Genomic DNA, 25,533 nt, shown 5'->3' with positions numbered 1-25,533 from the left:
GTATAAGTGGTTAGTTCCAGCGGAGGAAACGTTACGGGCTTGGACACATGTCCCCAAAAAAACCTATCGATGCGCTACTGCCTAAGCCTTCTTTTCAGCGGTTCCCTGCCCAGATGCAGGCTGAGCGGGGGCGGCCTCAGGTGCAGCCGGGTCTTTCTCCTGCTCCGAGGCGGCGGTGCTGGCCAGTATCTGGATTTTCTCAGCCATCGGATGAAGCAGGTCAGGCGGCGGATAGGGCGTGCCTAGATTGGAGGAAAGCATGTAGATGGAGCTGAACACATGCTGGTAGATGGTGAAGAGAATCTGGGGTATCTTTGTTTTAGGGTTAACCTCCAGCTTCTTTTTGATGTCGTCGCTTTTACCTGCTAAAACAACGGTTCCCGACGTGGCGTATTTGACGACGTTGGGTTTAGTGGAGATTGCCAGCTGAAAACTCAAGGTGACCTGGTTGGCTTCTTTTTTCTGCTCCTCAATTTTAGCGTTCACATCAAAGAAAAGGTCGTCGGCTGCAACGATTATGCCGCTGCGTTCAGCCTGCAGGCTGTTTAGGCTTATCGAAACGCTGACTCCTGAAACAGAATACTGCGGGTTGACGGCTAATCCCTCTCTAATCATGTGTGTTTAGTGTTATTTCATATTTAACTTTTGTATTGCATCCCCCACAGCTAACCATCATGTGACCACGGCGGTTTACGGTGGAAGCGGAGTCTCGGGGCTCATGAAGTACGCAGGCACCGAAAGCTCCGTGTTAAACTTGAATGAACCATCTCCCTTAGCGTCGGCTTTCTGTTTCAGCACGATTTTCTTAGGAATATCCTCTTCGAGATAAACGATGTAGTTGACGGTTTGACCCAGACCCAGCCGAGTAAGCTGCGCGACGGTAAGCTTGAATTTGTCGAACTCGGAGATTTTGATTCGAATCTTCTCGATGGCTTCAAAAAGAATCTCGGTTTCCCCCTGCTCGGTGAAGGAAATCGAAACATCACCGGTCTGAATCCACGGGGTCTCCTCCTGCTTTCCCTTAGCGCCCTTGCCGCCTTTTTTGGATTTGTCGGGTTCAGGGGGCTTTTTAGCTTGGGCTTTAAGGGTTTTCTGGAGCGCAGCTGATTTCTGGAACCATTCTTCTGCTTTATGTTTGCTTTCGAAGTCTCTTAGCACGGTGCCTAACCATTGGCTGTAATCCTCGTAGAGTGCCTTGTACTGTACGGTTTGGCCCGCTACGAACTCGGCGATGTCCTTGATGGATGTGAAGGTGCGTATTTCAGTTCCCAATTTCTCAGTCCCTCGATGAATAATCACTAGTTACCTTAAACGCGTGAACGAATAGAGATGCGGCTTTTTCGGATAAGAGGGTTTGTCTATTGCAGAAGTGACGCACTCCAGCTAAAGCGCCTAAGCCCTAGCGGTTTCGGGCTTGCTCGTAGGCGTTGGCGATGGCTTCGCTTGTCAGGGCACCCACCACTTTCTCAGGGTTCTCCCTCTCCACGACGGGTATAAGGTCGATTTTTTCGCGGATGATGATTTTGTTGGCTTCCAGAATCGAGTCGTCAAGGTAAACATGGATTTTCATCAGCGGCATCTGCGCCACTTTTAGGCTTTCCCGCTGCTGAGTCTGCACCTTCATAAGCTCGGTCCATGTGACGAGGCCAATGAAGACGCCGTCTTTCATGACGGGGACGTCGTGGTAGCGGTTTTTAAACATGACTTCTAAGGCTTCAGCTATGCTTTGCTCGGGGTAGACGTAGCCTACTTCGGATTGCATAACATCTTTCACTCGGATGCCTGCCAGCTTGGTGGATATGATGGTTTGTTCGCCTTCCTCGCTGGCGCCGATGTAGACGAATAAGCCAACGATGATTAACAGGAAGTAATCGGGAAAGATGAAGCCGACAACAACCATGGCGATTCCCAGCACCCTGCCCAAGTTGACGGCCCAGCGGGTAGCATCAGAGTACTTCATGCGCCCCGCCAGCAACGCGCGGAAAACCCTGCCGCCATCCATGGGGAACGCTGGAATCAGGTTGAATAGCCCCAAGAGCACGTTTAGGATGGCGAGGTCAAAGAGGAAGCTGCCGGTGACCCTTAAAGTGACGACGTAGGGAAGAAGCTGAGGCGATAAAATCAGGGCAGCCGTCAGCAGGGCTAAGCCGAGAAGCAGGCTAGTCAGGGGCCCAGCTATTGCCATACGCCATTCCTGCGAGGGATTATCGGGGATCTCCTCGATTTCCGAGACGCCGCCGATGGGGTAGAGGACGATTTTGCGGACTTTGATGCCGTAGCGGCGGGCGACGATTGAGTGGGCTAGTTCATGGAAAAACACGAATATGAAGAGGAACAGCACGATGAAGAAGGTGTAGAAGCTGAGGCTGTAGATGGAGAGAGCCAGCACCGCCACTATGAGAAGCAGGAAGGTGAAGTGCAGCTCGATGGGTATTCCCCATGCTGACCCTATCTTGAAAGAATACCTCATACATCTACACTTCTTAGTGTGCTTTTTAAATTTTCGATGGCTGATATTGAAGGTTTTCTGTTCCAAACAGGTGATTTGCAGTAAACTATAATAGCCTTAGCAGTCACATCGCAATCAACAATCAGGACAGAGGAAGGGGCAGATGAATAAATCAAAACTAGCAGGTTTAATCGTAACCGCCGTTTTTGTCTGTGCACTCATCGTTTTCGCAGTAGCTTCAATTATGGCTCCACTGCCACAGGAAGAAACGCCCCAGACGCCCACCGGCGAATTTGACTTCACCGTCGGCGGCGCCAGCGACTGCCTGCGCTTTCTCAACAGCTCCGTGCAAACCGTCTATGTACCCTTCACAGTCGCCGCAGGGGAGCAGTGCCAGCTAACCATCAACGCCACCAAGATGCCCGGCGGCGCCAACGGCTGGACCGACGTCTACCTCTACCGCGGCTACTGGAACGGCGGAGCAAACCACACCTGCAAAGCAGGCGACATCTACACGATATTGCCCGAAATCGAAAGCGCGGACTTCGCCATAAAAGCCGGCCAACCCTACACCGCAACATTTGGCGAAGAAACCCAGCAGAGCTACACAGTATTCTTCGTGCTGCCCCCAGGGGGACCAGCAAACTTCCACGTAACATACAAGCAGCCATAGCTCGCGCTTCTAAAGGTAATTGCACGGACATTTTTTCATAGCTATAGAGGGCGATAAATTACAACAATTCAGCAATATCTTGAAAAGAAGCGTCCGAATCTTCTCCGACTGAGGTAAAAGAATAAATTTTATTCCGTCTTTGGACAGCCTATTTCTTTTTGCAACCACCCCGCTTTTTGGTATTACATATAAGTTAACGATTCAATTTGAACATAAATTTACCTTAAATGCAAAAAGGTTAAAAGTTAGGTCAGCCAAACACATATTGGGCGATCAATATGGTGACAAAGCACACGAAAATAATTATTATGGGTCTAATAGTTTTAATCGTTGGATGGTCACTTTGGGGAATGACCATTTTTTTGAATATACGCCAAGGCTATTTCTTGTTTATACCTATTCACACAATCGGATTCATCATAATAATTATCGCAAATCTCATCAGATATTCTGAAATGCAAAAGCGAAAACAGAATTTTGAACGAAATGAGCGTTTTTAAACGTATCAATCCTGATTCGCGTCTTACACAAAAAAGCTAACACCTATTTCCCAAAGAAATGGAGAAAGCAGGGTACCTCTTACTACTCAAAAAAATTCAGCGAGAGAAGGTTCTGGGTAGAGCTAAGCAGATTTTTTAAATGCCCAGAGCAGCGGCAGCGTCACCGCCGAAACCAGCCCCGACACCAGAAAAGCCAACCCCGCAAACCCCACGGAAGCCCCAAACGTGAAGGCACTCGCCGCCAAAACGGGCGCCACCGTCTGCGCTGCCCCCGCAATCGCCCAAGCCACCCCCAACGCGCCGCCCTGCGCATCCTCAGGCGTATTCACCGAAATCAGAGTGTTAATGCTGGCGAACTGGATTCCAAAACCCACTGACAAAACGGCGGCGAGGGCTAAAAGCACCGCTAAATCAGATGTAGCCGACAAAACCAGCATCCCCCCAACAAAGATAGCTACTCCCAGAAGTGTTAAGGCAAGTTGACCCAGTTTTCTGTTAAAAACAGGCAAAAGCACACCCTGCGTTAAGACGCTGATGCCTCCGAAGAAAAAGAAGACAAGGCCCGTTTGGAAGGCGCCAAAACCGAAAACCAGCTGCAACCAAGGCGAAAGCGTCGACTGCATAAACACGAAGGCTACAAAGAACAGAAAGTAAACCGAGAGAAGCAGCACTATGCGGCGTTGCTTTAGAGCGTCGAGGAGTGCTTTGGAGGTGACGACGGTTCTTTTTATGCTGAAGCTGGTGGGTTCAGGCAGCAGAAAATATGCAGAAACCAAGTTGCCGAGGGCGAGACCAGAAGCCAAAAACGAGGGCACCCCATACCCGTAGAGTGCGCTAAGGGTTCCGCCGATGGCTGGGCCGAAGACAAACGCGATGCCCGCCGCGGCGCCCAGCAAGCCCAGGTAACGCAGCCGCGCCGTCTTGGAGGTTACGTCTGCAACGTAGGCTTGCGCGACGGGTACGGTGGCGGCGGTGGTTCCCGAAAGCATTCTGCCTAAAAACAGCACCCAAATCGAGGAGGCGACGCCAAAGATGAAGTAGCTAAAGCATGCCACTGCCAAGGCGGCGAGGAGAATTTTTCTTCTGCCATAGCGGTCACTTAGCCTCGCGACTAGAGGCGTAAAGATAAAGGACATCAGACTGTAGGCGCCCAGCAGTATGCCGTAGAGGAAGGTGTCGCCGCCCAGGGCCTGCACGTAGAAGTAGAGGTAGGGGACCACTATGGCGTAGCCTAAGTTATCGAGGAAAACCACGGAGAAAAGCACGGATAGGGCGGATTTGCTGGCGGAGAGGGCGCTGTCGCCAGGTTTGTCATCTACCAAAATATCACATAGAGCTAAAGGCAACTGGGCAAATAAGCGTTTTCAAGCGGCAAACGCCCAGCAGAAAAAAGAGTTCCCCTACAACCAGCCAAACAGTACGGATAAACCCAGCAAACGCCTACGTAGATGCGTCGGGACTAAACAGGTGTTGAGCCTATAAATAGAGGGGGGGTAGAGTAAGAATCGCACGTCAGAGACCCCGTTGACCCCTATGCTTCCCATAGAAGCCCATGTTGTAGGCAATATACAACAACAACGCCATAAAAGCCTCCCAAAAACTCCCCTCCTGAGGATAAACCATGAAGGTCGGAATCATCGGGAAAGGACATGTGGGCACTGCGCTCCAGAAGGGACTTAGCCGTGCAGGGCACCAAACCAAATTTGGTCACCGAGACCCCCAAGAGCCAGTTGAGCAAGCAGCAGAATGGGGCGAAGTCATCATCCTAGCCGTCCCCCACGGCAGCGCAGAGCAGGCAAGAGAAACCATAAAACCCTATGTTGACGGCAAAGTAGTTATCGACGTGATGAATGCAATCGGCGAGAACATGGACCTAGGCATCAGCTGCACAACCTCAACCGCAGAAGAAACCCAAAAGCAACTGCCCAAGGCGCATGTAGTGAAAGCCTTCAACACCGTGTTTGCACCCAACCAAGCCACCGCCAAAATAGGAAACCAACAGCTAACCGCCTTCATCGCAGGCGACGACGCCCAAGCCAAACAGACCGTGATGCAGTTAACCCGCGACATGGGTTTTGACCCCGTTGACTGTGGCTCATTGAAGTCCGCAAGGTACCTTGAAGCAATGGGAATACTCATCATTAACCTTGCCTACAAGTTCGGCAGGGGCACAAACATCGGCTACAGGCTGCTGGGCACCTGAAAAGCCCTGCGTTAAGCCGCCATTAATCTTCTATATTACATGAACCATAACCATCCTATGACAAAAGAGGAAATTGAAGGAAAAGCAAAACAGGCCAAAGGAAAAATGCAGGAAACAGGCGGCAAAGTCACTGGCGACACGGGAACTCAGGCGAAGGGCAAAATGGAGCAGGCTGCAGGGAAAACTGAAGAGGAAATGGGTAAGCTTAAGAAAAAACTGAAATTATAAGCAGCCCCACCCCGAAAAACATCTTTCAGCAACGGATTTTTAAGGAAACCTCGCTTTAGCACTTGTTTTTTGTAGCGAAAGCCATTTTTCTTTTGGCTTGCCCCTTTTTTTAAGAGAAAAGTTTAAGGGCGAATGATTATTTTTAGGGTTGCGAGTACCGTATATTCGGGGTTTGTGGTTTGAGCACTAACATGTTAACGATTGAAGAACGTAAAGCAGAAGTCCTCATTAAACTAAGAAAATACAAGCTTGTGGAAAAACAGAAGTATGAAGGCGCATACGCATTCATCATTGATATTCCACAGGATAAAGAACGCGCCATCGTCTGGTGCATTTTAGGCGAAGCAACCGTGGGCATTGCAGCCATGAATACCCTCTACAAAATCATGAAAGAGAAAGAACTCGAACGCGCCATCGTTGTCACCGAGGGACGCTACACCCACGCCGTGAAGCTGGGCGCAAAAAAGAAGAACGTCGAGTTGCTGCCAAAATCCTTCCCCGTCTTCAACATCTTCGAGCATGCCCTAGTGCCCTTCCACGAGATTTTAACCGAGAAAGAAAAGAAGGAACTGCTCGCAGCGTTTAAGGTCAAGCCGTATCAGATGCCCCAGATCAAATCCGGTGACCCCGCAGTGAAAGCCATCGGTGCGCAGCCAGGCGATATTCTCAAGATTACGCGCAAGAGCCAGACTGCAGGCGAACACGTCACTTACCGATACGTTGTCGAATAAGCCTATTTTTAGGCTATTTTTTAATTTCTTCTCTTTTCCCGCCGATTTGGGCGGCATAAAAGCTGGCATATACAAAAATGTATATATATACAAAATTGTATATGCGCAACCGTAACAGCCTGCTACTTAGCTAAAAACGGAAAACAAGCTTAAACTGAGTTCTTTTTTGCCTCTGCCAACTCATCAAGGATAACCAATGCTTCGCCCAGCGGCAGCCCCAGCCTCTCCGCAAGCTCAGCAGCTGAAAGCTCAGGTTTCTCCGCCAGCAGGGTATCTCGGGTGTAGGCTTTATGAGTTGGATACATAACCGATACGTGGACAGCCTCAACCAGCAGCTGCCAAAGCCTTTCTTTACTGTATTCCTCCAGGTTCACTCCAAACACCGACAGCCACCTATTTACTGCACGCTTGGATAAAAACAGTAAAGATAAATCTGCCCAGCAGCTCACCTAAAGGCTGAGGAACCCTTTTTGACAGCCGCCATCTACCATGGACCCCACAGCATCAAAGTCGAAGATGCCCCTGAACCCAAAATTAAACCAGGCCAAACCATAGTTGACTTCAGGGCAGGCAGCATCTGCGGAACCGACATGCACTTCTACCGTGGCGACTGGCGATGGATGCGCAAGGGCAGAATCATCGGGCATGACGCCTGCGGCATCCGACATGACACTGGCGAACGCGTGGTTATGGTTCCCCTCGTTAACTGCGGCCACTGCTACTTCTGCCAGCGTGGATTGCCAACCTACTGTATCCGAGGCAAATTCTTCGGGTTAACCCGCGATGGCTTCTTTGCAGAACGCAAAGCCATGCTGCCCCGCAGCCTCATTCCCGTGCCGCCAAACATGAGTGATGAAGAAGCCGCAGTAGTGGAACCTGTGGCCCTTGCCCTGCGTGTGCTGGATCAGCTGCAGCCCAGTTTGGGCGACTGGGTTACCGTGGTGGGGCAAGGCGCCATCGGCTTGCTCATGACGCAGGTAGCCAAGTTAAAGGGCTGCAGAGTCATAGCCGTCGACATCGAAGACTATCGCTTGGAGCTCTCCGAGAAATACGGCGCCGACGCCGCCATCAACGCCAAAAAGGAGGACGCAGCCAAAACTGTCCGCAAACTCACAAGACACGGCTCAGATTTCGTGATTGAAGCCGCAGGGACACAGGCAACGGTGGAGCAGACGCCTTTTCTGGTGCGTAAAGCCGGCAAAGTGGCGCTCGTGGGCGAATCGAAGGGCTTTTTGAATTTGGAGGATGCTGATGAAGCACTGTTTTTCACGATGTATATTTCGCCTGTGGAGTATCCGTCGGCGGTGGAGCTTATCGCCCGAGGACTGGTGGATGTGAAAGGGCTGATTACGCATCGCTTCAGATTTGGTGAGTTCGAGAAGGCGCTTGAGGCGATTGAAGACCCCGCGGAGAGGACACTCAAAGTGGTAATAACGTCATAAGCGCTAAGATTCGGCTTTTACCGCAAAGTATATTTCTACTCGCGAGGTGTAAACCCCCAAACTCACAAGGAGCCATCACTGTGCCCATTGAAGCAGTCCTCTTCGATTTAGACGGAACCCTAGCCACCTTTAACTTAGACTACAAAGCCCTGCGCTCTGAAGTCCGAGAGTACCTCATGCAAAGCGGCGTCCCCGCCTCAGTTCTGAAAGTCAACGAAAGCATCTTTGACATGCTCTCAAAAGCCGAGCTGTACTTCAAAAAAAGCAGCAAACCAGCCGGACGCACCTTCAGCGAAATCCGCCAGCGCACCTTGTCAATCGCGGAGAAGTACGAGTTGGAAGCAGCTCAAGCCACAGGCCTTTTGCCCGGTGCAGTTGAAACCCTAAAGGAACTCAAAAAAATGGACCTGAAGCTGGGGTTATGCACCACCAGCAGCCAGAAGGCGGCGAATTATATTCTGGAACGCTTCAAAATCGCCGAGTACTTTGGGGTTGTGGTGCCTCGCGAGCAGGTTAAACGGGTGAAACCTGACACAGAACAGTTTATGCTGGCGCTCAAAACATTGGGTGTCCACGCGGAAAACACGGTTATTGTGGGCGACAGCACCGTAGATATGGAATCCGCTAAGGAGCTAAAAGCCGTCGCAGTCGGGTTACCCACAGGTTTCTCTGTGCCCAAGCAGCTGATGAGCCACGGCGCCAACTACCTCATAACATCGCTTGTTGATTTGCCCGTTTTGATAAAGAAAGAAAACAAAGAGGAAGCTTAAGCGGCGGTAACTACACCGTCGTCTTTGCAGACCAGCTTCCGCTCGCGAATTAATCGCTTGAGCACTTCAGCGAACACCGCTTTTGCGTCTTCTCCACCATGATTTATGCCAAACACCCGGGCGGTCTCAGAAATCAGGGACTCATCACTTATGCCAAGCGCGTACTGCGCCACCTGAGTCATGGCGGCTTCGGCTTCTTCAGGAGCGATGTATTTGGCTTTGCGTTTGGATTCGGGTACGCCCTGCGTGGGGATTCGAATCGGGGTCTGCTTAAGTCCGGTTGGCCACAGGAAGCTTCCTTTTATGGCGACTTTCTGTTCCCGGAGAAGATTATTGAGGGCTTCTTTAACGGCATGGCTGATTTTAGGCGTAACCGTCTTTATGCCCCATGTGGCAGCGAGGCGTTCCACGGCGTAGTCAAAGTGGACGGGCCCCTCGTTTTCGATTAGGTCAGCAAGCAGTTTGGTTTGGTTTTCGCGGTTCTCTGGGAAATGGAACTCGTTTTTCTGCTTCGAGTCCACGGTGGCGCGGGCAGTGGCAACTTTGATGTATGGGTTATATGTTGCGCGTAGCGGATAGACCTTGTAGGGGACACCGATCTTCTCGATGCCGCCATACTGGTTCTTCTGGACGTCGGCGGCGGGGGCGGCGAGGGGTTTTTGGGAGTCCTTTTCGATTTGCTGTTTGCTGGCTTGCTCAAGGGCGTCTTTTAGGCGGCGGATTTCGCTGTCGCGTCTTGCAACCCACGCGGGCGCCCAGATGCGGTGGATACGCCAGCCCAGCTGCCGCAACACCTGCTCGCGGAGTCTATCCCGGTCGCGTGCGCTGCTGCTGGACTGATAGGTGGCGCCGTCGCATTCCACGCCTAGTAGGAAACAGCCCTTGCTAACTGGGTCCACAACGCCTATGTCGATTTTGTAGCCGCTGCATCCAACTTCCGGAACGATTTGGTAGCCGAGTTTGCGGATTTCGTTAGCCACGTCCTCGTCTAGGGCGGATTCGAAGCCGCCGCCGTCTTTGCATTTGCCTTTCAGCCAGTCGGTGCCGTGTTCAGCGTAGTCGAGGTATGTGCGAAGAGTCTGAACGCCTAGGGCTTGGGCGGCGGGGTCAATGTCTGAGCCCTTAATCGAGGTGATAAGCACAACTTTTTCGCGGGCACGCGTCACAGCCACGTTTAGGCGCCGTTCGCCTCCGGGTTTGTTGAGGGGACCAAAATTCATGGCGATTTGGCCCTGTGCATCGTAGCCGTAGCCGACGCTGAAGAATATGACGTCGCGTTCGTCACCCTGGACGTTCTCAAGGTTCTTGACGAAGAAGCCTTCAAGGCGGTCTTCTTTGAAGAACTGGTCGAATTCAGGGTGCTCTTCAAGACGGCGATCGATGGCTTCCTCCACCGCGTCCATCTGGGCGATGCTGAAGGTGACCACGCCGAGGGTTTTTTTGGGGTAGTTTTTGAAGTGCTCAAAGACGAGGTCGGCGACTTTTTCGGCTTCCAGGGGATTGTCACGTTTGCCTCCTCGGTCATAGATGGCGTCGGGGACATGGACTAGTTTGACGCCTAAGCTGTCGGTGTCGGCTTTGGCTGAGGGAAACGTAATCATGGTGCCATCGTAGAACTGCTTGTTTGAGAATGCAATCAATGCTTCGTGTTTGCTTCGGTAATGCCACTTCAGCGTCTTAACGGGCAAGCCTATGCCGAGGCACTCGTCAAGGATGCTGTCGAAGACCTCCACGTCCTCGTCTGCGAGTTCATCCCAGTCGGTGTCATCGAGCAGGTTCTTCTGGAAAAACGAGGTGGGCGGCAGCTGCTTGTTGTCTCCTGCAACCACGATGGTTCTGCCCCGGTAAATTGCTCCGATTGCATCCTCGGGCACAAGCTGTGAGGCTTCATCGAAGAGCACCAGATCGAACTTGGTGTCAGGCGGCAGAAACTGGCTAACAGAGAGGGGACTCATGAGCAGGCAGGGCTTGAGTTTAACCAGCAAATTGGGGATTTTCTGGAAAAGCATCCGTAGCGGCATGAGACGCCGTTTTTTAGCGGCTTCTTTGCTGAGGATACCGGCTTCGGCGTCGGCGGCTTGGATAAGGATGTCTTGGGGTTTGCGGCTGTTCGCGGCGTCGATAACCATGCCGGAGGTTAAGCGGATAAGGTCCTGGTCGAGTCTGCGGAAGTCCACGATGAGTTGCTCATGGTTTTCTCGGCGGAAGCGGCCAAGCTGCATGTCTTCAGTGTAGAGGTTGTTTATCCATTCCTGGTAGACGCTTTTGCGGAACAGCGGCACCAGATCCGCCGCAGGCAACTTCGCCTCAACTAGGCGCCCAAAGAAGGGGTCGAGTCCCCGCAGCGTGAAGCGGTTTTTAGCGTCTTTAAAGTCAATCCACACCTGCAAGTCATCCACGCGGTCACGCAGCGCCAAGATTCGTTCGTCGATGATTTGGATGTCTAAGTCGACGAGTTTCTGGTTTTGGTAGCGCATCTCTGATTCAAAACGCGTCTGCAAACCAGACAGAACCGTCAAGGCCATGTCGCGTTTTGCCACCAGTTCCCTGTTAGGAGGCGCTGCAGCTGGGCCTTGAGATGCGATTTCCGCGAAGGCCTCGGGCACGGGGATGTCGCCGAAGGCAAGCTGCACCTTTTGGGTCCACTCCAGCACAGACACGATGTCTTGCCAATCCGTCTGCAACTCCACGAAGCGTCGACCATATTTCTCGGCCAGCAGGGCTTTTTCGCCGACGATTTGGGCTTCTTTTTTGCGGATTTCCTCTGCGTCTTTGAGGTCGCCGATGAGTTGCGTGTAGTTCTGCGGCTCGGTTTTGGCGACTGTGAGGGTGTCTTTGGTGAGGTTGTAGAGGGGCGTTAGCTGCTTCTCCACTTCGGCGGCCCATTCCTCAAGCAGCAAAAGAGGCGTCGATAGGATGGATTCGCCGGATTTAGGCATAGCCGCCGGGATAAGCGCTCCGAGCTCGCTTGTTTGACCTATCCATTTCTCCACATTGCCTTTTAGTTCCTCTCCGAGGTTCTTTATCATCGGCGAGGGACTGGCTGATGCCGTGAGGAGCTTTATGAGTTGCTCAGGAACCTGAGTTGCCCACGAGAGCTTCTTGATTTCCTCAGTTATGGAGAGGGCTTTTTCTGCCCCGGAAAAGTCAGTTCGGCTCTTATGGTAGTAGTGGCCCAGCAGGGTGCGGACGGTTTCGGCTGAGACATCGATTTTGGCTTTAAGCTTGTTTACTTTGCGGGCGTCGATGAGGTCTTGGAGGATGCTGTCGGGGACTTTGCCGTTGTTGGTTAGTTTCGCGAGGCGTTTTTGGTCGCTGCGGTAGTTGCTGTTGAAGAGTTTTATGCCGTTCTGGTAGGGTCCGCTGTAGTTGGCGATGAGCTCGTCGAGGTCGGGCAGCAGGAAGAACTCGTCGCTGTAGGTCTCGTCTAGGCGGCTCTTTAGCAGGTTGTAGTCGAGGTATTGCTGCTTGGCTTTGCTGGCGGTTTCCTTCACCTGCTCTAGGTAGTTGGCTTCAAACCACTGCGGCTCAGGCTTATCCTCCGCAAAACAAAGCAGCGCCATCCGCAAGAGTTGACGGAGCTGCGTCACAGTTAAGTCGTGGCCATCCAAACCCAGCATTGGCGCAAGCGCCTGAGAGGTTTCCACCCATTTCCTTGCGTTAAGCTGCGTTGCTTTGATGTATGCCAGGTATTTTTCGCGTTTGGAGAGCAATTCGCCCTCGGAAACGTTGACTTCTCCGACGATTTTTGAGAGGCTGTTTAATGCCTCCTTGAGCTCCTGTGAGCGGGTTAAAACTAACTCGAAAATGGCGGGCTGGTAGCGTTCCATAAGGCTCTTGCGGGTCCGCTCTATCCACTGGGTAGTCTCCAGGTATGCCTTGGCTTCGGCTAGCAGCTTGTCAAGGCTTGGGCTTGTTAGCCAGGCCTGCTCGGGCATGGGACTCTCAAATAGGAAGCCGCTTACATCCAGCAGCCACTGGATGCGTGTGAAGTTCTCAGGGGGAAACACGCCGAGTCGGGCGGAGAAATCCTCGTTTTCCCTCTCCAGTTCACGCAGCGCTGTGCTGATGCCTTCGAGTGCGGTGAGGAGTTCACTGCGGATTTCGAGGTTGTATTTGTCTGCGCGGTAGCCCAGCCAGGGAAAATCAGGTTCCTCCACAACCATCCAGACCTTGCTCAGATGCGAAACAAGCTCTTCGAGTTCCCGCATCTTCTGGGGCGTAAGCGTGCCCACATCCGCTAAGCCCACGGGCACAAAAGGCACCCGCTCAAGGCTCGAGATGATGCTGAGCACCTCATAGACGCTGCGCTGCAGATAGGGGCGCTTCTGATGGAGGGCATTGACGTAGCCGTTTAAGCCATCGCGGTACTCAGTTAGCCGCTCAAACTCATGCGTCGAGGGTAACTTGCGAGGCACCATGTTCTCGTCTAAACTGCGTTTAAGCTCCGCCACGACCTGCTGCTTGTTGGCTTTGCTGCTGTGTAATTCAAGGCAGAAATGCGCCAGCCCCACTTCGCTTAGCCGCTTATACACGACTTCGAGTGCAGCCATTTTGTCGCTGACGAAAAGCACGGATTTGCCGTTAGCGATGCATTCCGCAACTATGTTGGCGATTGTTTGGCTTTTGCCTGTGCCCGGCGGACCCTTCATCACAAAGCTTTGTCCACGCAGCGCATACTCGATGCTGAGGCGCTGGCTGCTGTCGGCGTCGAGCACCTGATAGGTTTTCGCGGGTGACTCGACTTTGTCAACGTCTTTTTCTTCAGGCAAGCTTGGAACAATGAGGTTTTCGTCGCGGATGCCCGCGATGGCTTTGATTATGGAGTGCTGGGTGACCAGCGGCGCGTTGGCTTCAAGGTCCTTGTAGATAACCAGCTTCTGGAAAGAAAACAAGCCTAAATCAGCGGTGGATTGCGTTTTCCAGCCCATCTCCGCCACGGCTTCTTCAACTTGGCCGTAGTATTCGGCGAGGGTATGTTCCTCCCAATCCTCGGGCAAGTCGGGAAGATTGATTTTGAAGTCGTTATGCAGCTTTGCCTGCAGGGCAGGATTCAGAACCGCCTCATCCTCCACAGGCGGCACCTCGATGCCATATGGCGATCGAATCGTTTCGCGTCCAAGCTCCAGCGGCACAAGCACCAGCGGCGACTGCACGGCCTCCTTGGTTTCCCAGTCTACCCAGTTAAGGGTGCCAAACGCCGCGTAGAGAATACGCACACCCCGCTCGCGGTAATCAAGCAGCGAACGCCGCTCCAGCGCTTTTAGGTTACGTTCCAGCTCCGCATGGGTAAGTTTGCCGCAGACCAGCTGGTTCGCGGTGGGGGTTTTGGGTTCTTCCACCTTTGCGGTTTGGAGGGGGGCTTTGGCGGTTTTAGCCGTTTTGGCTTTGGCTTTGCTTTTGCCCTTGGCTTTAGCCTTCGCCTGACCCGCGGGTTCCTCGGCTTCCGCTTTGGGTTCCTGTGGGGGCGAGAAGAATTCGAGGCGGTTCTTTTTGTTGACTAGCTGCTCAAAGATCCTCTGCGGCTCGGGCGCCGTGATGGCGAGGTTGCCGCGTTTGGCTTTCTTGAAGTAGAGCAGGTTGTTTTTTCTGGATAAATCGATGAGGCGCGATTTCCAATCGTCCACGCGCTTCATAGGTGAGGAGGGAGGGGTAGGTTCATATTGTTCAGTCATCGAAGGCACATCCGCATCAGGTTCGTTTAGCTTATTGTCTGTCTGCTTCTTTAATACTTACGGTAAAGCCCCCAAAAACTCACCAATCAAATACACAAGCAAATAAACCAAAACAGGCTAAGTCGACCCCTCAGCGCGCTCGATTGCATCCAAAACTACCCGCAGCACATTGTCGACGCCGATTTCGCGGGTCTCCAGCACCTCCACACCCATCTGCAGTTGCTTTAGGGCCTCGACAAGCCGCTCTTTCTCGCCGCAGGTATCTAAAACCACAAATCCCTTGATTCCGCTGAACATGCCAGCATACGCCGCCTCATCGATGCCTTCGCGGCGCAGGTGTTCCCGCATGTCAGCGAAGAACTCTATCATGCCTGGACCCATAAACATCAGGTTGTGGTCTGGGTCGGCGCTTTCTGATTTGCCGCCTCCTCCGAGGTGGCAGTCGATGCAGTTGAGTGCATCCACCTTTACAACGCCATATTCGTCGGCCAACTGCTTCATTTCGCCGCTTTGTCCAAGGCAGAGGTCGCCGTAGACCAACACGATTTTGCCCCTGAACCTTTTTTTGGTGTGTTCTAGAACTTTGCGCAGGTTATTCTCTAGCTGATTGTAGTCCACATGGAAGTTTTTGCTTACCAAAACCAGTTCAGCGTCAAGTTTGCCCTCCGCTTTGAGTTTTTTAAGCTCCCGTTTAAGCACACTGCAGCTGATAAGGCAAACCTTGGTTTTTTGAGCCGCCATAGCCGTCAACACCCAAAAAAGTGTCCACGATAGTAGATAGCTTTTTCTGGACAAACATCCAAAACCGCCGAGCAAAGCAGTGTACATACCCAAAACTTAAATCAACCAAGCTAGCAATTACTCGATGGTGACGGCTCCAGCGTTTCATGTAGGATTCCTCTCTTCCTGAATAAGAGGTTTTTTTCCATGTTACGCTGAGCCTCACCACCTTTGCGTTTATAGAGCGTTTTGATGTTCTGTGAATCAAAACTTGGTTTGTCTCTTTAGGTGGCTGCATGTTATGTTTCTTCGTGACTGGATTGAGCCACCCACATACACCTAAAGTGCTGCTTTGACCCCCTATTTATTGAGGATATATAGGTGAAAAAAAGGTACACTATAGTTACTATAGTCCTCGTAGCAGCGATAGTATTTGTGGGCGTTGTTTTTGTCATTGAGCCTTACTTTCTAAATCCGGACCAAACCCTCTACAATGAAGCCAAACGTCTGCAAAGCGAAGGCAAATACAGCGAAGCCCTAACGAAGTATCAGAGTCTCCAAAGCAACTACCCCAGCAGCTACTATGCAGTGATTTCTTATGATGAGGTGCTTAACTGCCGCTACCTCTGTATTTCAAGTTCGATAAGCGACAAAAACTATGACGCTGCCCAGCAACAGTACACACAACTTTTAAGCAGCTACTCGGTGGCCGTAGCTACAGTGGAGCGAGACATTGTCCTTAAGGATATGCCCCCCGAGGTCCTGTACGCTTGGGCAAAAACCCTTGAGACGCAAAACGCAACTTTATCAATAAGAGTGTATGGAGCGCTCGTGAAATACTACCCCGACAGCCAGTACACTTCAGAGGCTGAAACAACGATAATAAATCTAGAATTGGAAAAGATTTCTCAGCAGGGAAAATTCATAGATTTTTCTTCCTCGGCATATCATACTATTCCGACGCAGCTGAATGGGAAGACGCAGGTTACGGTGATAAATGACTCGCCTCACCCGCTCACAGTTTATTTGAAGGGGTCCGTCACAAAGATGGTAGTGATTGATGCTTCACCGAATTCTTCGATAAACATTCTAAACCCAAATGATTTACTGGGTATAATGAAGGCACGTGAGCAAGCAAACAGAGTAACGATAACACTTGACCCCGGCACCTACGAAATGGCGCTTAGAACCAACGCGTCAAAGGGCATGTATGGTACAGCTACCTTCTCAGGCGACATGACATACGAATACTGCTTCTATGAAACCACATAGTAACTTCACCATTCGGTACCACCAAAAAGAAGGGCAGATAAAAAAAGAGAACAGCTGCAAAACTACGAGGGCTTAAAGCAGTATCTTGGCCAAGCCGGCCACTGCTGCGGCGCACTGCATGTGCCGAAATCCAGCTTTAGCTCCATGCCGATTTTCAGTTGCTCCTGCGATGCCTGAATCATCCCGGGGATCTTCAACCCACCCTCGAATTCAACGATTCCTACAGCGTAGGGTGCGAGGTTTTGGAATTGCGCGGGCGCCACGTTGATGACGGTGTAGGTGAGCAGTTTGCCTTTGCCCGAAACCTCAACCCAGCTGAACTCTTGGGAGTAGCAGTTATCGCATAGCGGGCGGGGTGGAAGATGGATTTTGCCGCATTTTACGCATTTGCCGCCCATCAGTTTGCCCTGTGATAGATACTTGTAGAATTGCTCGATAGTGAATGGTTGTGGGGTGCTCATGGTTGGTCTCTCCTGTAGATGTGCACAGCCGCGGTTGCGCCGCTGCCACCGATGTTATGGGTTAACCCGACCTGCGCATCCTTAACTTGGCGCCTGTCAGCTTGGTCGGTGAGTTGCAGATACATCTCGTATGCCTGAGCGGTGCCTGTTGCGCCGACGGGGTGCCCCTTGGCTTTCAAGCCGCCGCTGGTGTTAACGGGGATGCATCCGCCCAGCGTGGTGGCGCCGCTGTCTATGAGTTTGCCTGCTTCGCCGGCTTTGCAGAAGCCAAGGTCCTCGTAAGCGATTAATTCGGCGATGGTGAAGCAGTCATGGACTTCTGCCAGATTGACCTGTTCGGGTTTGATGTTTGCCATTTCGTAGGCAGCTTTGGACGCTATCTTTGTGGATTTAAGTGAAGTAAAGCTGTCGCGTTCATAGAGCCCGATGGCATCGGTAGCTTGACCGCTTCCAACTATGTGTACTGGTTGGTCAGTGTATTTTTTGGCAAGTTCAGGCGTGGTAAGTATGATGCAGCTTGCGCCGTCGGTGATCAGTGAGCAATCGTAGAGTTTCAGGGGCCACGCCACATACTTTGAGCCCAAAACGGTTTCCAGAGGCACCTCTTTTTGCATGTGGGCTTTAGGGTTTAATGTGCCGTGGTGGTGGTTTTTGACGGCTACTTTGCCGAACTGCGCCTCGGTGGTGCCGTAGGCGTTCATGTGTGCGGTTGCCATCATGGCGAATAAGCCGGGGAAGGTGATGCCGTTGAATTGCTCAAAGGGGTAATCCGCTGCCATGGCAAGGTACTCGGTGACTTCTGCGGTGGTGCGGTGCGTCATCTTCTCCACGCCGCCCACGATGACCACGTCAGTTAAGCCTGATAGTACCGCGTAGATGCCTGTGCGAAGCGCGGCGCCTGAGCTGCCGCATGCTGCTTCAACGCGGGTAGCGGCGATGCCTCGCAGGCCAATCCAGTCAGCGATGGTTGCGCCCATGTGGCCTTGATGCTCGTAGGATTCACCCATGTGCCCGATGAACATGGCTTTAACGTCGGTTTTGGGGTCAAGTTTGGGGCAGCGGCTAAACGCTTCCGCGGCGGCTTGACCGAAGATTTCTCTGCCAAGCAGACCGTCTTGTTTGCCGAATTTGCTCATGCCAGCGCCGATTATGCTGACCAGTGGTTTACCATTCAAGCCAAAGTACGCCTCTCTGTAGCTATAAGGTGATGGCGAGCCCAAATAAAAACCATATCAGCGTCAAACCGTGGCCTAGTTGGATGTATAGTTGATCTACAAGTCAAAGCTGACGGGTCTGAGGGATAAACGATATTAGATGGAAACTGCGAACTAAGGGCGGTTGATACTATGAGCGTTTCAGTTACCTGCCCTGTTTGCGGTTTTACCGTTAAAACGCCCTTTGGAGAAGAAGATGCGAAACTGCACCTAACGCTGCATGCAGAAAAGCATCATAGCAACGATAAGGTTGCCAGAGCCCGAATCTCAAAAACACAGCTAATAAGGCTGCAGTAGCTTCTTTTCCGCTTCACCCTTTTATTATATCCACACCAGCACCGCCGGGATCCCAGTGCATGAAGGCATGTGCAGGGTAAATTGAAAGAAAATCGCTTCCACACCCCCTAGGCAAAGAAAAAATCAAACCCAAAGCAGCCGTTTACAGCCACCGTTCTTGTCAGTTACGTCAATTTTTGTCTGTTTGGCTTGTTGCAGATTGCACAACCCGTCTGCAATGCGCCAAAAATCGTTGTTTTAGGCAAACCACAGGTTGTTGTTGAATAAAGAGGGGTCCCCACAGCAACAACTACACAAAAACCGTTCTGCAGAATTTTTGATTTACTGACATAAGGGAGGGGAGAGTCGCTCTGAGCAGCAGAAGCCCATGCTGTGTTCCTATAAATAGAGGGGGGATAGGTGGTTGGATGCAGCAGCAACGGTTCCTTCCCAGATTTATGCGCCAGAGGTTGCAGGCGGAAAGCCGATTAACTTATATTAAAACGCGCCCTAACACTCAGGGAGGCGCTTAACCGTGGAGTATGCTGTTGAGACAATCGACTTAACCAAGCGGTACGGCTCATTGGTTGCCGTCAACAAACTTAACATCCAAGTTAAACGGGGCAGCATCCATGGTTTTCTGGGTCCTAACGGCGCAGGCAAATCCACCACCATCAAAATCCTCGTGGGGCTGCTTAAAGCCACTGAGGGCACCGCTAAAGTTTTGGGGCAAGAAGTCCACGTGGACGATGCAGATGCCCGCCTGAAAATCGGTTACATGCCCGAGTTGCCAAGGTTTCCTAAGCATCTTAAAGGCGCCGAGCTCCTCGACGTCTATGGCAGAATGTACGGCATATCCAAAGAGGACTTGGCCCTGCAGATTCCCAGACTTATCGAGCTTGTGGGCTTAAAGGGCAGGGAACAAGATTTAGTTGGAAAATACAGTAAGGGCATGCAGCAACGCATCGGCATCGCGCAGGCGCTTTTGGGCACCCCCGAGTTGGTGGTGCTCGATGAGCCAAGCATCGGGTTAGACCCCGTGGGTATGGTGGAGGTTCGCGAACTCGTTAAAGCCATCTCAAAAGAAGGCATGACTGTCCTTGTGTCTTCGCATCTGCTCTATGAGGTCGAGCAAATCTGCAGCCACGTCACCATCATGAACCGGGGACAAGCCCTCGTCTCCGACACGCTTGAAGCGGTCTCCGGCATGATTTCTGGTCCAGCCACCATCCAAGTCGAAGTTGCAAAACTCACCGATAAAGTGATAGCTGCGGTTAAGGGGTTAAGTTTCTTTAAGTCAGCCACCAAAAGCGGCAACACATTAAACATTACCGTTGCAACCCCCCAGGATGTCCGAGCGGAGGTTTCGCAGGCGATAACATCGGCGGGAGGAGTCATCGTGGGCATGAGCCAGAAGGGCCATAGCCTCGAGGACGTGTTTATCCAATTAATCAATAATCCCCAAAATCAAACCCAAGGAGGCCAACAGTAATGGTTACCCAACGTCCAAGCTGGCTGACAAGGTTCTGGGCGGTCGTCCGCTACGAGATGCTCTGGAACATCCGCAAAAAAATGTTCATAGGCGCGCTAGTCATCGCCTTCATCCTTGCCACAGTGAACCTTGCCTTGCCCGCCGCGCTAGGCGTCCAAGAGAACCCCTACTTCGCCGTGACATTCAGCGCGGGAAGCATAACTTTTCTGCTCTTCGCCATCGTGACCTCAATGTATAGTCTCTCAGGCGAATACGAGAAAGGCACACTTGTTCCCCTCCTAACAAAACCTGTTTCAAGAACAATGGTTTTCCTAGGCAAACTCTTCGCCATATTTTTGGTGCTTCTAATCACCTATACGGTACTGTTCACCTACACCGTCGTCGGCGGCATACTCGTCTATGGACCCCAAAACGACCTCTACCTTGCGCCGCTATCCTTAATCGGCGATTTGCTGGCAACCTTCATCTGGGTCGGTGTGGTTTTGGCAGCTAGCGCGATCACAAAAAACTCGATACTCTCCATCATCATTGCCTTCGGCTTATTTGCTGCTCTGCTGGTGGGCGGCGGAGTTGTCTCGCAGCTTTCCACCAACCCCGCGGGATTGAGCTATATTCCAGGCAGCGGCGCCAGCGGAACCATGAACATCGCGGGGGGAACTAACATAACCATCGCCAACGTAACCGTGAACACGTTCTCTTCGGTTTCCACGGGAACCGACGGCATAGGCGGCAACATCATACGAGCCATCCTCTACCCCAACTCAACAGTGAGCTTCTACCACCGAGACCTCTTCAACTTAACCGCGATGCCAGAGTTGCTATACACCGAAACCATAGGTAACATTGCCCTGCGCTCCATAGTGGTGGCGGTGCTCTACATCGAGGTTTTATTAATGGTGGCGCTCATCATGTTTAAGCGCTGGGAAATCTCCGAGTAGGCTACTTGGGCTTAGTTTTTTTGCCTTTCTCCATCTGTTTAGCTATAGCTTCGAGGAAGGTGTCGACGCGGTCGCGGGTTCTGCCGAAATCAATCATGGATGTTATGGTGGTTACGGGTGTCTCAGCCTTAACTTTGAGGCGCGTGGTTTTTTCATCTACCAATTCAGCCTCCACAAACATCATGGTGCTGTAGGAAAGAAAGGCGCCTTTAGTTTTGAACTTGAGCTTGTAGGCGGCATCGTCTTTTTCCTCGATGGTCCACTCAAGCATCTTTAAGGCGCCAGGTATGGCTGCCCAAACCTTCTCCAAAGGATAATCGATCTCGAATTTGTCGCTTTCATCACGCAGATACGCCATATGTCTAACACGCAAATTCAAATGATTGCGTTCTTTTTATTAAAGGCTCAGGCAGCCCCATATTTTCCAGTGATGGAATCCTGAAATAATCCAGTCTGCGGCGGCATAAATGTGAAAATAGCAAACAAAACAGCTAAGGCAACCAAAAAAACCAAGCTAAGCCACATCAATTTGGAAGACAACTGTCGATAAACCAACAGCCTATAACTTATCAGTTGCCCAACTATAACCGCAACCACGAAGGATGCTACATCCACTGCAAAGATGCTCTCGCCTGTAAATGCAGTGTAGGCATAGAAGATAGCGGGGATAAGCGCCACCATGACGTAGACTGCGACGGTTTTGGCTAAAACGAAATTGTTAGCGGTACCTCGAAGCGGCGCTAACTCGATTAGGGAAAAGAGCACAGCGGGCCAAAACGCAAGTTTAAGGTGTTCCCAGACGCTTTCGTTAACCGCGGAGAAAACCCCGACTAAAAGGTTGTCACTTGACAACTCGTAGGTGAAGTGCAGGAGGCTTCCGAGGATAACAATGAAGGCTATGCCTACTAACTCGTAAGCAAGAACTTTTCGCTTCAAACCTTTTCACCCAGAAATTAGATTGAGAAAAACATGTATCAATAACGTCTAGTCAGATAAAAAAATGCTCTTCAGAGCTAACCAAGAAAAAGAGGAGTGAACTGTTTACTTAAGGGATTCCTTGAGCGCCTCGAAATAAGAGAGGACCTGTCCCATCTGCTCATGTGACATCGCCAGAATCGTGCGCACTGCATCCCGCTGCTTAACGGAAGCTGAGACCGACAGCGTCGCCAACGCATAGTCTAGGCTGGTGAAGAGTGGCTCCCAGGGTATGTTGACGCGTTTGCCCTTGAGGTTATAGAGGGCAAGCACATAGGCGCTGGCGCGGCTGAGGCTGTCTTTGAAGACTTGGATGCTGTTGCCGACTGTGGCGGGGTCATAGTCCTTTCCAGCTACGAACTGGTTGATTAGGCGGTAGTTCTGTTCCAGTACTTGGATCTCAGCGAGGAGGTCCTGTTTTATTTTGGCTTCAGCTTCAGTTGACATGGTTATCGCTTTGCAGTATGACGTAAACAAGTACATAAGAGTTATTTTGGCAAGTGACCCTTCGCTCCAGAGGCGTTGCTGATGAACTGTACAACAGAACAGTTAACTGTGCAACAGATCGCCATTTGTCCAACAATTCCCCTTAATCCACGCTATTTAGCAAGTCTTATTAACCGAAAATCCTTAGAAGCGCACAGTGACTTCATTATGAAAAATATTCCCCAATCAAAGAAAACATGCATCATCAACACCATCCAGACAGCAAAAACAGCAATCGCCCGGAGGAGAACTAAATGAGCGGCACCTCAGTTGCAGTCAGCGAAGCCACAAGACTGGGCGAAATACAATTCCCCGAATTCACAGCCAAACTCATCACCGACGTCTTCGATGCACTCATATCTGCCAACATACGCCAGACACAGGCATATGTGGAGCTTCTACAGGCGGTCTCCAAATCGGTCTCTGAATATGTTAACGAAACCAAAGATGACATCAGCGGCGAGATGATTCTTCAGTTCCTCTCAAAAGTCCTCCCCGACGCTGAGGATAAAAGCGGAACCAAGGTACGTGTCGGCGCAACACTTTCCTCAACCGAAGCGGAAACCCTAAACAAAGCCTTAACTGTCCCCGAAGTCCAGGAAAGCCCAGGCATAGCAGCAGCCGCCATCAGCGACCAAACCGCTTTAGATGCAATCCTTATGGCTGTAGCTAAAAGAATCGCGGCGGACAAGTACACGCTGCTTAAAGAGATGGTTAAAATGGGCGTGCTTCGATTAGTGGTCGAGCATGGCGTCATAGAAACCAAGCTGACCTTCACCACCTACGGCTCAACTTTCTATGAATCCACCAAAAGCAACTACAACAGCAAAGCCTTCTCAGTCCGTGCATCCGCGAAAACAGGCGGCTTAGCCAGTCTCTGGGTTAAGGCGTCTGCGTCGACAAGCTTTACATCGCTTAATGTCTCCACGGCTAAAGAAAGCAACCGCGACATCTCCGGCAGCAGCGTCCAAATCTACGGTCACGTCCAAATCGACTTCAAAACCGACTATCAACCCATGACCTCCTAGGCGCATCGATATGGCAGCCAGCAACGCTACCTCCACCGAACTTGGCTTTGCTGAGTTCGCCTCCACCCTTATTTCCGAAACCCTAAACGCAGTCGTAACATCCATCCTGACACAGGAAAAACAGGCTGCACAAATGCAGCAGCAGGCCCAGCAATCCGCAGAGCAGTATGCCAAAGAAAACCTCACTGACGACCTTGTCCGCCAAGAAGTAATCAGGCTTTTCCCTGCCAGCGCCGACAACACAGAGAAGAGCGCAGTGGATGCAGGTGAAGCCTACAGCAGAACCAAAGAAGGCGTAGAGTCACCTGCGGTTTTCAGCGCAGTCGGCTACCGAATGACTCGAGGGGACTTGACGCTGAGCCAAGGCAAAACAGTCATCAGCACCGCTGGCTACGCCAACATATTGGCTGCCACCCGTTTGACACTGGCGCAGCAGCACCTTGACATAATTAAAACCGTAGTTGCTCGGGGCATTCCACGCGTCTACGTTGACAACGGCCACATAAAATCAAAACTAAACCTACGCTTTGAAGCAGGCACCCAAACAGCATCATCAACAACAGGCTCCAAAATCGCGGGGTTAGGCATCAGACGAGTGTTTGCTCAGCCCATAAGCGCCAGCAAACCAGAGTTTCTAACGCTTAAAGCCGACGTTTTAAGCGAGGTTGAAATAACCTTCAAGACGGTGGTTCCATGAGTCAAGCAACTGAGAAAAACGCCAGTTACCTCACCGAAGCCATACTTGCCATCCACAACGAAGTGCAGAGCGCACTCGACTACATCACCAGCGTCGCAAGCACCGAAGGCACCGATCTGGGCAAAAGCAGCGCGCTGCTAAGCATCGAGCATCTCCGTGTAAAGTTACCCATCAAAGTCAGCATAGAAGCAGACAAAAAGAAACTCACAGCCCTGCCCACAACCCCACTGACTGAAACGCAGATTCGTAAAGCACTCACCACCCGCACAGGCTTTGTGATCGAGCGGGATTTGCCCAAGAACTTCAGCATAACCAGCAAAGTCCGCGTTGCATTCAACCCCCAAGAAGAAGCCGCAGCAACAACCAAAACCCCAACTACAGCCACAGACACAAGTGGAGCCCAAACAGCAACTCAGTCTGCATCAGAAGCAGGATGGGGCGAAATCGAAATCAGCTTTGCCCCCATAAAACGACCCTAACCCTTCCCTTTTTTCAGATACCGATTATGCGGCTTTACCTCTTAGTAATAACCATTCTTAGGGCGCTAATTTGTCTGGGAGGGGTTTTTTGAATTGACGCTTGTGTACAGCAGAAAACCAAGGAAAAGCATGCCGCCCAAGTTAACCAGTACGGCTAAGTCTAAAACGCCGATGAAAAGGCATGTGACTAAAGCGGCAAGCGCCACCGCAGAAAGCACGTAAAAGCCCCATTTGCGCCAGCTGAAAAGCGCGGCAACGGCGCCGACGCTGACTGATGAGTAAACGAGGAAGAGTGCGGTGCCCCAAATAGGGATACTTGGGGAGACCCCAGAGAACGGAAAAAGAATTAGTTTTAGGGGCCAAAAAAAGAAGCTGAAGTCTTCCCAGACATACTCGAGTTGAGAAACCAAGAACAGGATGTTCCCAGCCAAAATTAGGATAAGCCAGAAAGTTAAGGCCTTATCACGTTTTCTAGGCGTGCTCTGGGTCATGCTTGCTTAGTTGCTGCTCTGAGGCTTTAAGGTTTGCCATATCCTTGGCGAGTGTCTGTTGCTTGCGCCAATCTACCCCCCCTCTATTTATAGACTCAACATCTGCCGCCCACAGGCCAAACCCCATATACAACTGCAGAGCAGAGGCGCGCTTCTCTAGGAAACTGTTGGCTGCGGCTTGATTTGGCTGCATGTTTGCCGCAGGCGGGTTTGCAGTCCCGGGCGAAGTCAAAAAAAAATTTGAAGGCTCAGAGTTAGTCAAGAAACATTGACGGAAACGCTATAAGGGCAACTAAATATGCAGTTTGTTGAGGACACATCAAGCCAAAACAT

The 25,533-nt window shown here is 51.4% G+C and carries 26 protein-coding genes and 1 pseudogene; 13 read left to right on the top strand and 14 right to left on the bottom strand.

Annotated features, from left to right (window positions below; genetic code table 11):
• Window positions 1–81: 81 nt before the first annotated feature.
• The 3 genes from NWE93_02190 to NWE93_02180 all read right to left on the bottom strand — a co-directional run bounded on the left by NWE93_02190 (window position 82) and on the right by NWE93_02180 (window position 2,470).
• Window positions 82–615, bottom strand: coding sequence for a hypothetical protein (locus tag NWE93_02190; GenBank protein MCW3999032.1), 534 nt, complete (start codon window positions 613–615; stop codon window positions 82–84).
• A gap of 75 nt (window positions 616–690) precedes the next feature.
• Window positions 691–1,272: a hypothetical protein gene (locus NWE93_02185; GenBank protein MCW3999031.1), complete on the bottom strand. Its 582-nt coding sequence runs from the start codon at window positions 1,270–1,272 to the stop codon at window positions 691–693.
• 127 nt (window positions 1,273–1,399) lie between these two features.
• Entirely contained in the window at window positions 1,400–2,470 is a 1,071-nt protein-coding gene (locus tag NWE93_02180) for a site-2 protease family protein (GenBank protein MCW3999030.1), read from the bottom strand.
• A gap of 142 nt (window positions 2,471–2,612) precedes the next feature.
• Between NWE93_02180 and NWE93_02175 the strand changes: the two genes are divergently transcribed.
• Window positions 2,613–3,122 carry a hypothetical protein gene (locus NWE93_02175; protein MCW3999029.1) on the top strand — a complete coding sequence of 170 codons (510 nt, stop codon included), beginning with the start codon at window positions 2,613–2,615 and terminating at the stop codon, window positions 3,120–3,122.
• A gap of 622 nt (window positions 3,123–3,744) precedes the next feature.
• Here the strand turns inward: NWE93_02175 and NWE93_02170 are convergent.
• Window positions 3,745–4,944, bottom strand: coding sequence for an MFS transporter (locus tag NWE93_02170; protein ID MCW3999028.1), 1,200 nt, complete (start codon window positions 4,942–4,944; stop codon window positions 3,745–3,747).
• Window positions 4,945–5,243: 299 nt separating this feature from the next.
• Here NWE93_02170 and NWE93_02165 point away from each other — a divergent pair, with 299 nt between their 5' ends.
• The 4 genes and pseudogenes from NWE93_02165 (at window position 5,244) to NWE93_02150 (ending at window position 6,784) form a co-directional block, all read left to right on the top strand.
• Window positions 5,244–5,825 carry an NADPH-dependent F420 reductase gene (locus tag NWE93_02165; protein ID MCW3999027.1) on the top strand — a complete coding sequence of 194 codons (582 nt, stop codon included), beginning with the start codon at window positions 5,244–5,246 and terminating at the stop codon, window positions 5,823–5,825.
• 57 nt (window positions 5,826–5,882) lie between these two features.
• Window positions 5,883–6,053: a CsbD family protein gene (locus NWE93_02160; protein MCW3999026.1), complete on the top strand. Its 171-nt coding sequence runs from the start codon at window positions 5,883–5,885 to the stop codon at window positions 6,051–6,053.
• Between the two features lie 191 nt (window positions 6,054–6,244).
• Window positions 6,245–6,526 (top strand): annotated as a pseudogene (locus tag NWE93_02155) (hypothetical protein).
• 9 nt (window positions 6,527–6,535) lie between these two features.
• Complete coding sequence (locus NWE93_02150; GenBank protein MCW3999025.1) at window positions 6,536–6,784, top strand: DNA-directed RNA polymerase subunit H; 249 nt, start codon at window positions 6,536–6,538, stop codon at window positions 6,782–6,784.
• A 149-nt stretch (window positions 6,785–6,933) separates the two neighbouring features.
• Here NWE93_02150 and NWE93_02145 read toward each other — a convergent pair whose 3' ends face one another.
• Window positions 6,934–7,167 carry a winged helix-turn-helix domain-containing protein gene (locus NWE93_02145; protein MCW3999024.1) on the bottom strand — a complete coding sequence of 78 codons (234 nt, stop codon included), beginning with the start codon at window positions 7,165–7,167 and terminating at the stop codon, window positions 6,934–6,936.
• A gap of 87 nt (window positions 7,168–7,254) precedes the next feature.
• On the opposite strand from NWE93_02145, the gene NWE93_02140 reads away from it, so the two are divergent.
• Both NWE93_02140 and NWE93_02135 read left to right on the top strand, forming a co-directional pair.
• Entirely contained in the window at window positions 7,255–8,226 is a 972-nt protein-coding gene (locus tag NWE93_02140; protein MCW3999023.1) for a zinc-binding dehydrogenase, read from the top strand.
• Window positions 8,227–8,306: 80 nt separating this feature from the next.
• Window positions 8,307–8,996, top strand: a complete 690-nt coding sequence (locus NWE93_02135) for an HAD family hydrolase (protein ID MCW3999022.1) — start codon at window positions 8,307–8,309, stop codon at window positions 8,994–8,996.
• On the opposite strand, the gene NWE93_02130 is transcribed toward NWE93_02135, so the two are convergent.
• Both NWE93_02130 and NWE93_02125 read right to left on the bottom strand, forming a co-directional pair.
• Entirely contained in the window at window positions 8,993–14,671 is a 5,679-nt protein-coding gene (locus NWE93_02130; protein ID MCW3999021.1) for a DUF3320 domain-containing protein, read from the bottom strand. The genes NWE93_02135 and NWE93_02130 overlap by 4 nt on opposite strands.
• A 117-nt stretch (window positions 14,672–14,788) precedes the next feature.
• On the bottom strand, window positions 14,789–15,412 hold the full coding sequence (locus NWE93_02125) for a DUF1638 domain-containing protein (GenBank protein ID MCW3999020.1): 624 nt from the start codon (window positions 15,410–15,412) through the stop codon (window positions 14,789–14,791).
• 360 nt (window positions 15,413–15,772) lie between these two features.
• Here NWE93_02125 and NWE93_02120 point away from each other — a divergent pair, with 360 nt between their 5' ends.
• Window positions 15,773–16,663 (top strand): outer membrane protein assembly factor BamD, encoded by an 891-nt coding sequence (locus NWE93_02120; protein ID MCW3999019.1) that lies wholly within the window; start codon window positions 15,773–15,775, stop codon window positions 16,661–16,663.
• Window positions 16,664–16,725: 62 nt separating this feature from the next.
• On the opposite strand, the gene NWE93_02115 is transcribed toward NWE93_02120, so the two are convergent.
• Both NWE93_02115 and NWE93_02110 read right to left on the bottom strand, forming a co-directional pair.
• Window positions 16,726–17,124 carry a Zn-ribbon domain-containing OB-fold protein gene (locus NWE93_02115; protein MCW3999018.1) on the bottom strand — a complete coding sequence of 133 codons (399 nt, stop codon included), beginning with the start codon at window positions 17,122–17,124 and terminating at the stop codon, window positions 16,726–16,728.
• Window positions 17,121–18,299, bottom strand: coding sequence for a thiolase domain-containing protein (locus NWE93_02110; protein ID MCW3999017.1), 1,179 nt, complete (start codon window positions 18,297–18,299; stop codon window positions 17,121–17,123). The genes NWE93_02115 and NWE93_02110 overlap by 4 nt, the downstream gene beginning before the upstream one ends.
• A gap of 850 nt (window positions 18,300–19,149) precedes the next feature.
• Between NWE93_02110 and NWE93_02105 the strand changes: the two genes are divergently transcribed.
• Together NWE93_02105 and NWE93_02100 are read left to right on the top strand one after the other, a co-directional pair.
• On the top strand, window positions 19,150–20,106 hold the full coding sequence (locus NWE93_02105; protein MCW3999016.1) for an ABC transporter ATP-binding protein: 957 nt from the start codon (window positions 19,150–19,152) through the stop codon (window positions 20,104–20,106).
• Window positions 20,106–21,044: an ABC transporter permease subunit gene (locus NWE93_02100; protein ID MCW3999015.1), complete on the top strand. Its 939-nt coding sequence runs from the start codon at window positions 20,106–20,108 to the stop codon at window positions 21,042–21,044. The genes NWE93_02105 and NWE93_02100 overlap by 1 nt, the downstream gene beginning before the upstream one ends.
• 1 nt (window position 21,045) lies before the next feature.
• On the opposite strand, the gene NWE93_02095 is transcribed toward NWE93_02100, so the two are convergent.
• The 3 genes from NWE93_02095 to NWE93_02085 form a co-directional block, all read right to left on the bottom strand.
• Complete coding sequence (locus NWE93_02095) at window positions 21,046–21,402, bottom strand: hypothetical protein (protein ID MCW3999014.1); 357 nt, start codon at window positions 21,400–21,402, stop codon at window positions 21,046–21,048.
• Window positions 21,403–21,449: 47 nt separating this feature from the next.
• A complete protein-coding gene (locus tag NWE93_02090; GenBank protein MCW3999013.1) occupies window positions 21,450–21,980 on the bottom strand; it encodes a DUF6512 family protein in 531 nt (176 codons plus the stop codon).
• A 105-nt stretch (window positions 21,981–22,085) separates the two neighbouring features.
• The gene (locus tag NWE93_02085) at window positions 22,086–22,466 is read right to left on the bottom strand and encodes a hypothetical protein (protein MCW3999012.1); all 381 of its coding nucleotides are present in this window, start codon (window positions 22,464–22,466) and stop codon (window positions 22,086–22,088) included.
• Window positions 22,467–22,759: 293 nt separating this feature from the next.
• On the opposite strand from NWE93_02085, the gene NWE93_02080 reads away from it, so the two are divergent.
• From NWE93_02080 to NWE93_02070, 3 genes are read left to right on the top strand one after another with little or no spacing between them, the layout of a single operon-like run.
• Entirely contained in the window at window positions 22,760–23,533 is a 774-nt protein-coding gene (locus tag NWE93_02080; protein MCW3999011.1) for a hypothetical protein, read from the top strand.
• 10 nt (window positions 23,534–23,543) lie between these two features.
• Entirely contained in the window at window positions 23,544–24,230 is a 687-nt protein-coding gene (locus NWE93_02075) for a hypothetical protein (protein MCW3999010.1), read from the top strand.
• Window positions 24,227–24,709 (top strand): hypothetical protein, encoded by a 483-nt coding sequence (locus NWE93_02070; protein ID MCW3999009.1) that lies wholly within the window; start codon window positions 24,227–24,229, stop codon window positions 24,707–24,709. Before NWE93_02075 ends, NWE93_02070 begins: the two co-directional genes overlap by 4 nt.
• A 65-nt stretch (window positions 24,710–24,774) precedes the next feature.
• Here NWE93_02070 and NWE93_02065 read toward each other — a convergent pair whose 3' ends face one another.
• The gene (locus NWE93_02065) at window positions 24,775–25,200 is read right to left on the bottom strand and encodes a hypothetical protein (GenBank protein MCW3999008.1); all 426 of its coding nucleotides are present in this window, start codon (window positions 25,198–25,200) and stop codon (window positions 24,775–24,777) included.
• On the bottom strand, window positions 25,181–25,393 hold the full coding sequence (locus tag NWE93_02060) for a hypothetical protein (protein MCW3999007.1): 213 nt from the start codon (window positions 25,391–25,393) through the stop codon (window positions 25,181–25,183). The genes NWE93_02065 and NWE93_02060 overlap by 20 nt, the downstream gene beginning before the upstream one ends.
• Between the last annotated feature and the right edge of the window lie 140 nt (window positions 25,394–25,533).

Source organism: Candidatus Bathyarchaeota archaeon (assembly GCA_026014735.1).
Classification (GTDB): Archaea; Thermoproteota; Bathyarchaeia; order Bathyarchaeales; family Bathycorpusculaceae; genus Bathycorpusculum.
This window is presented reverse-complemented; position numbering and strand designations above follow the sequence as displayed.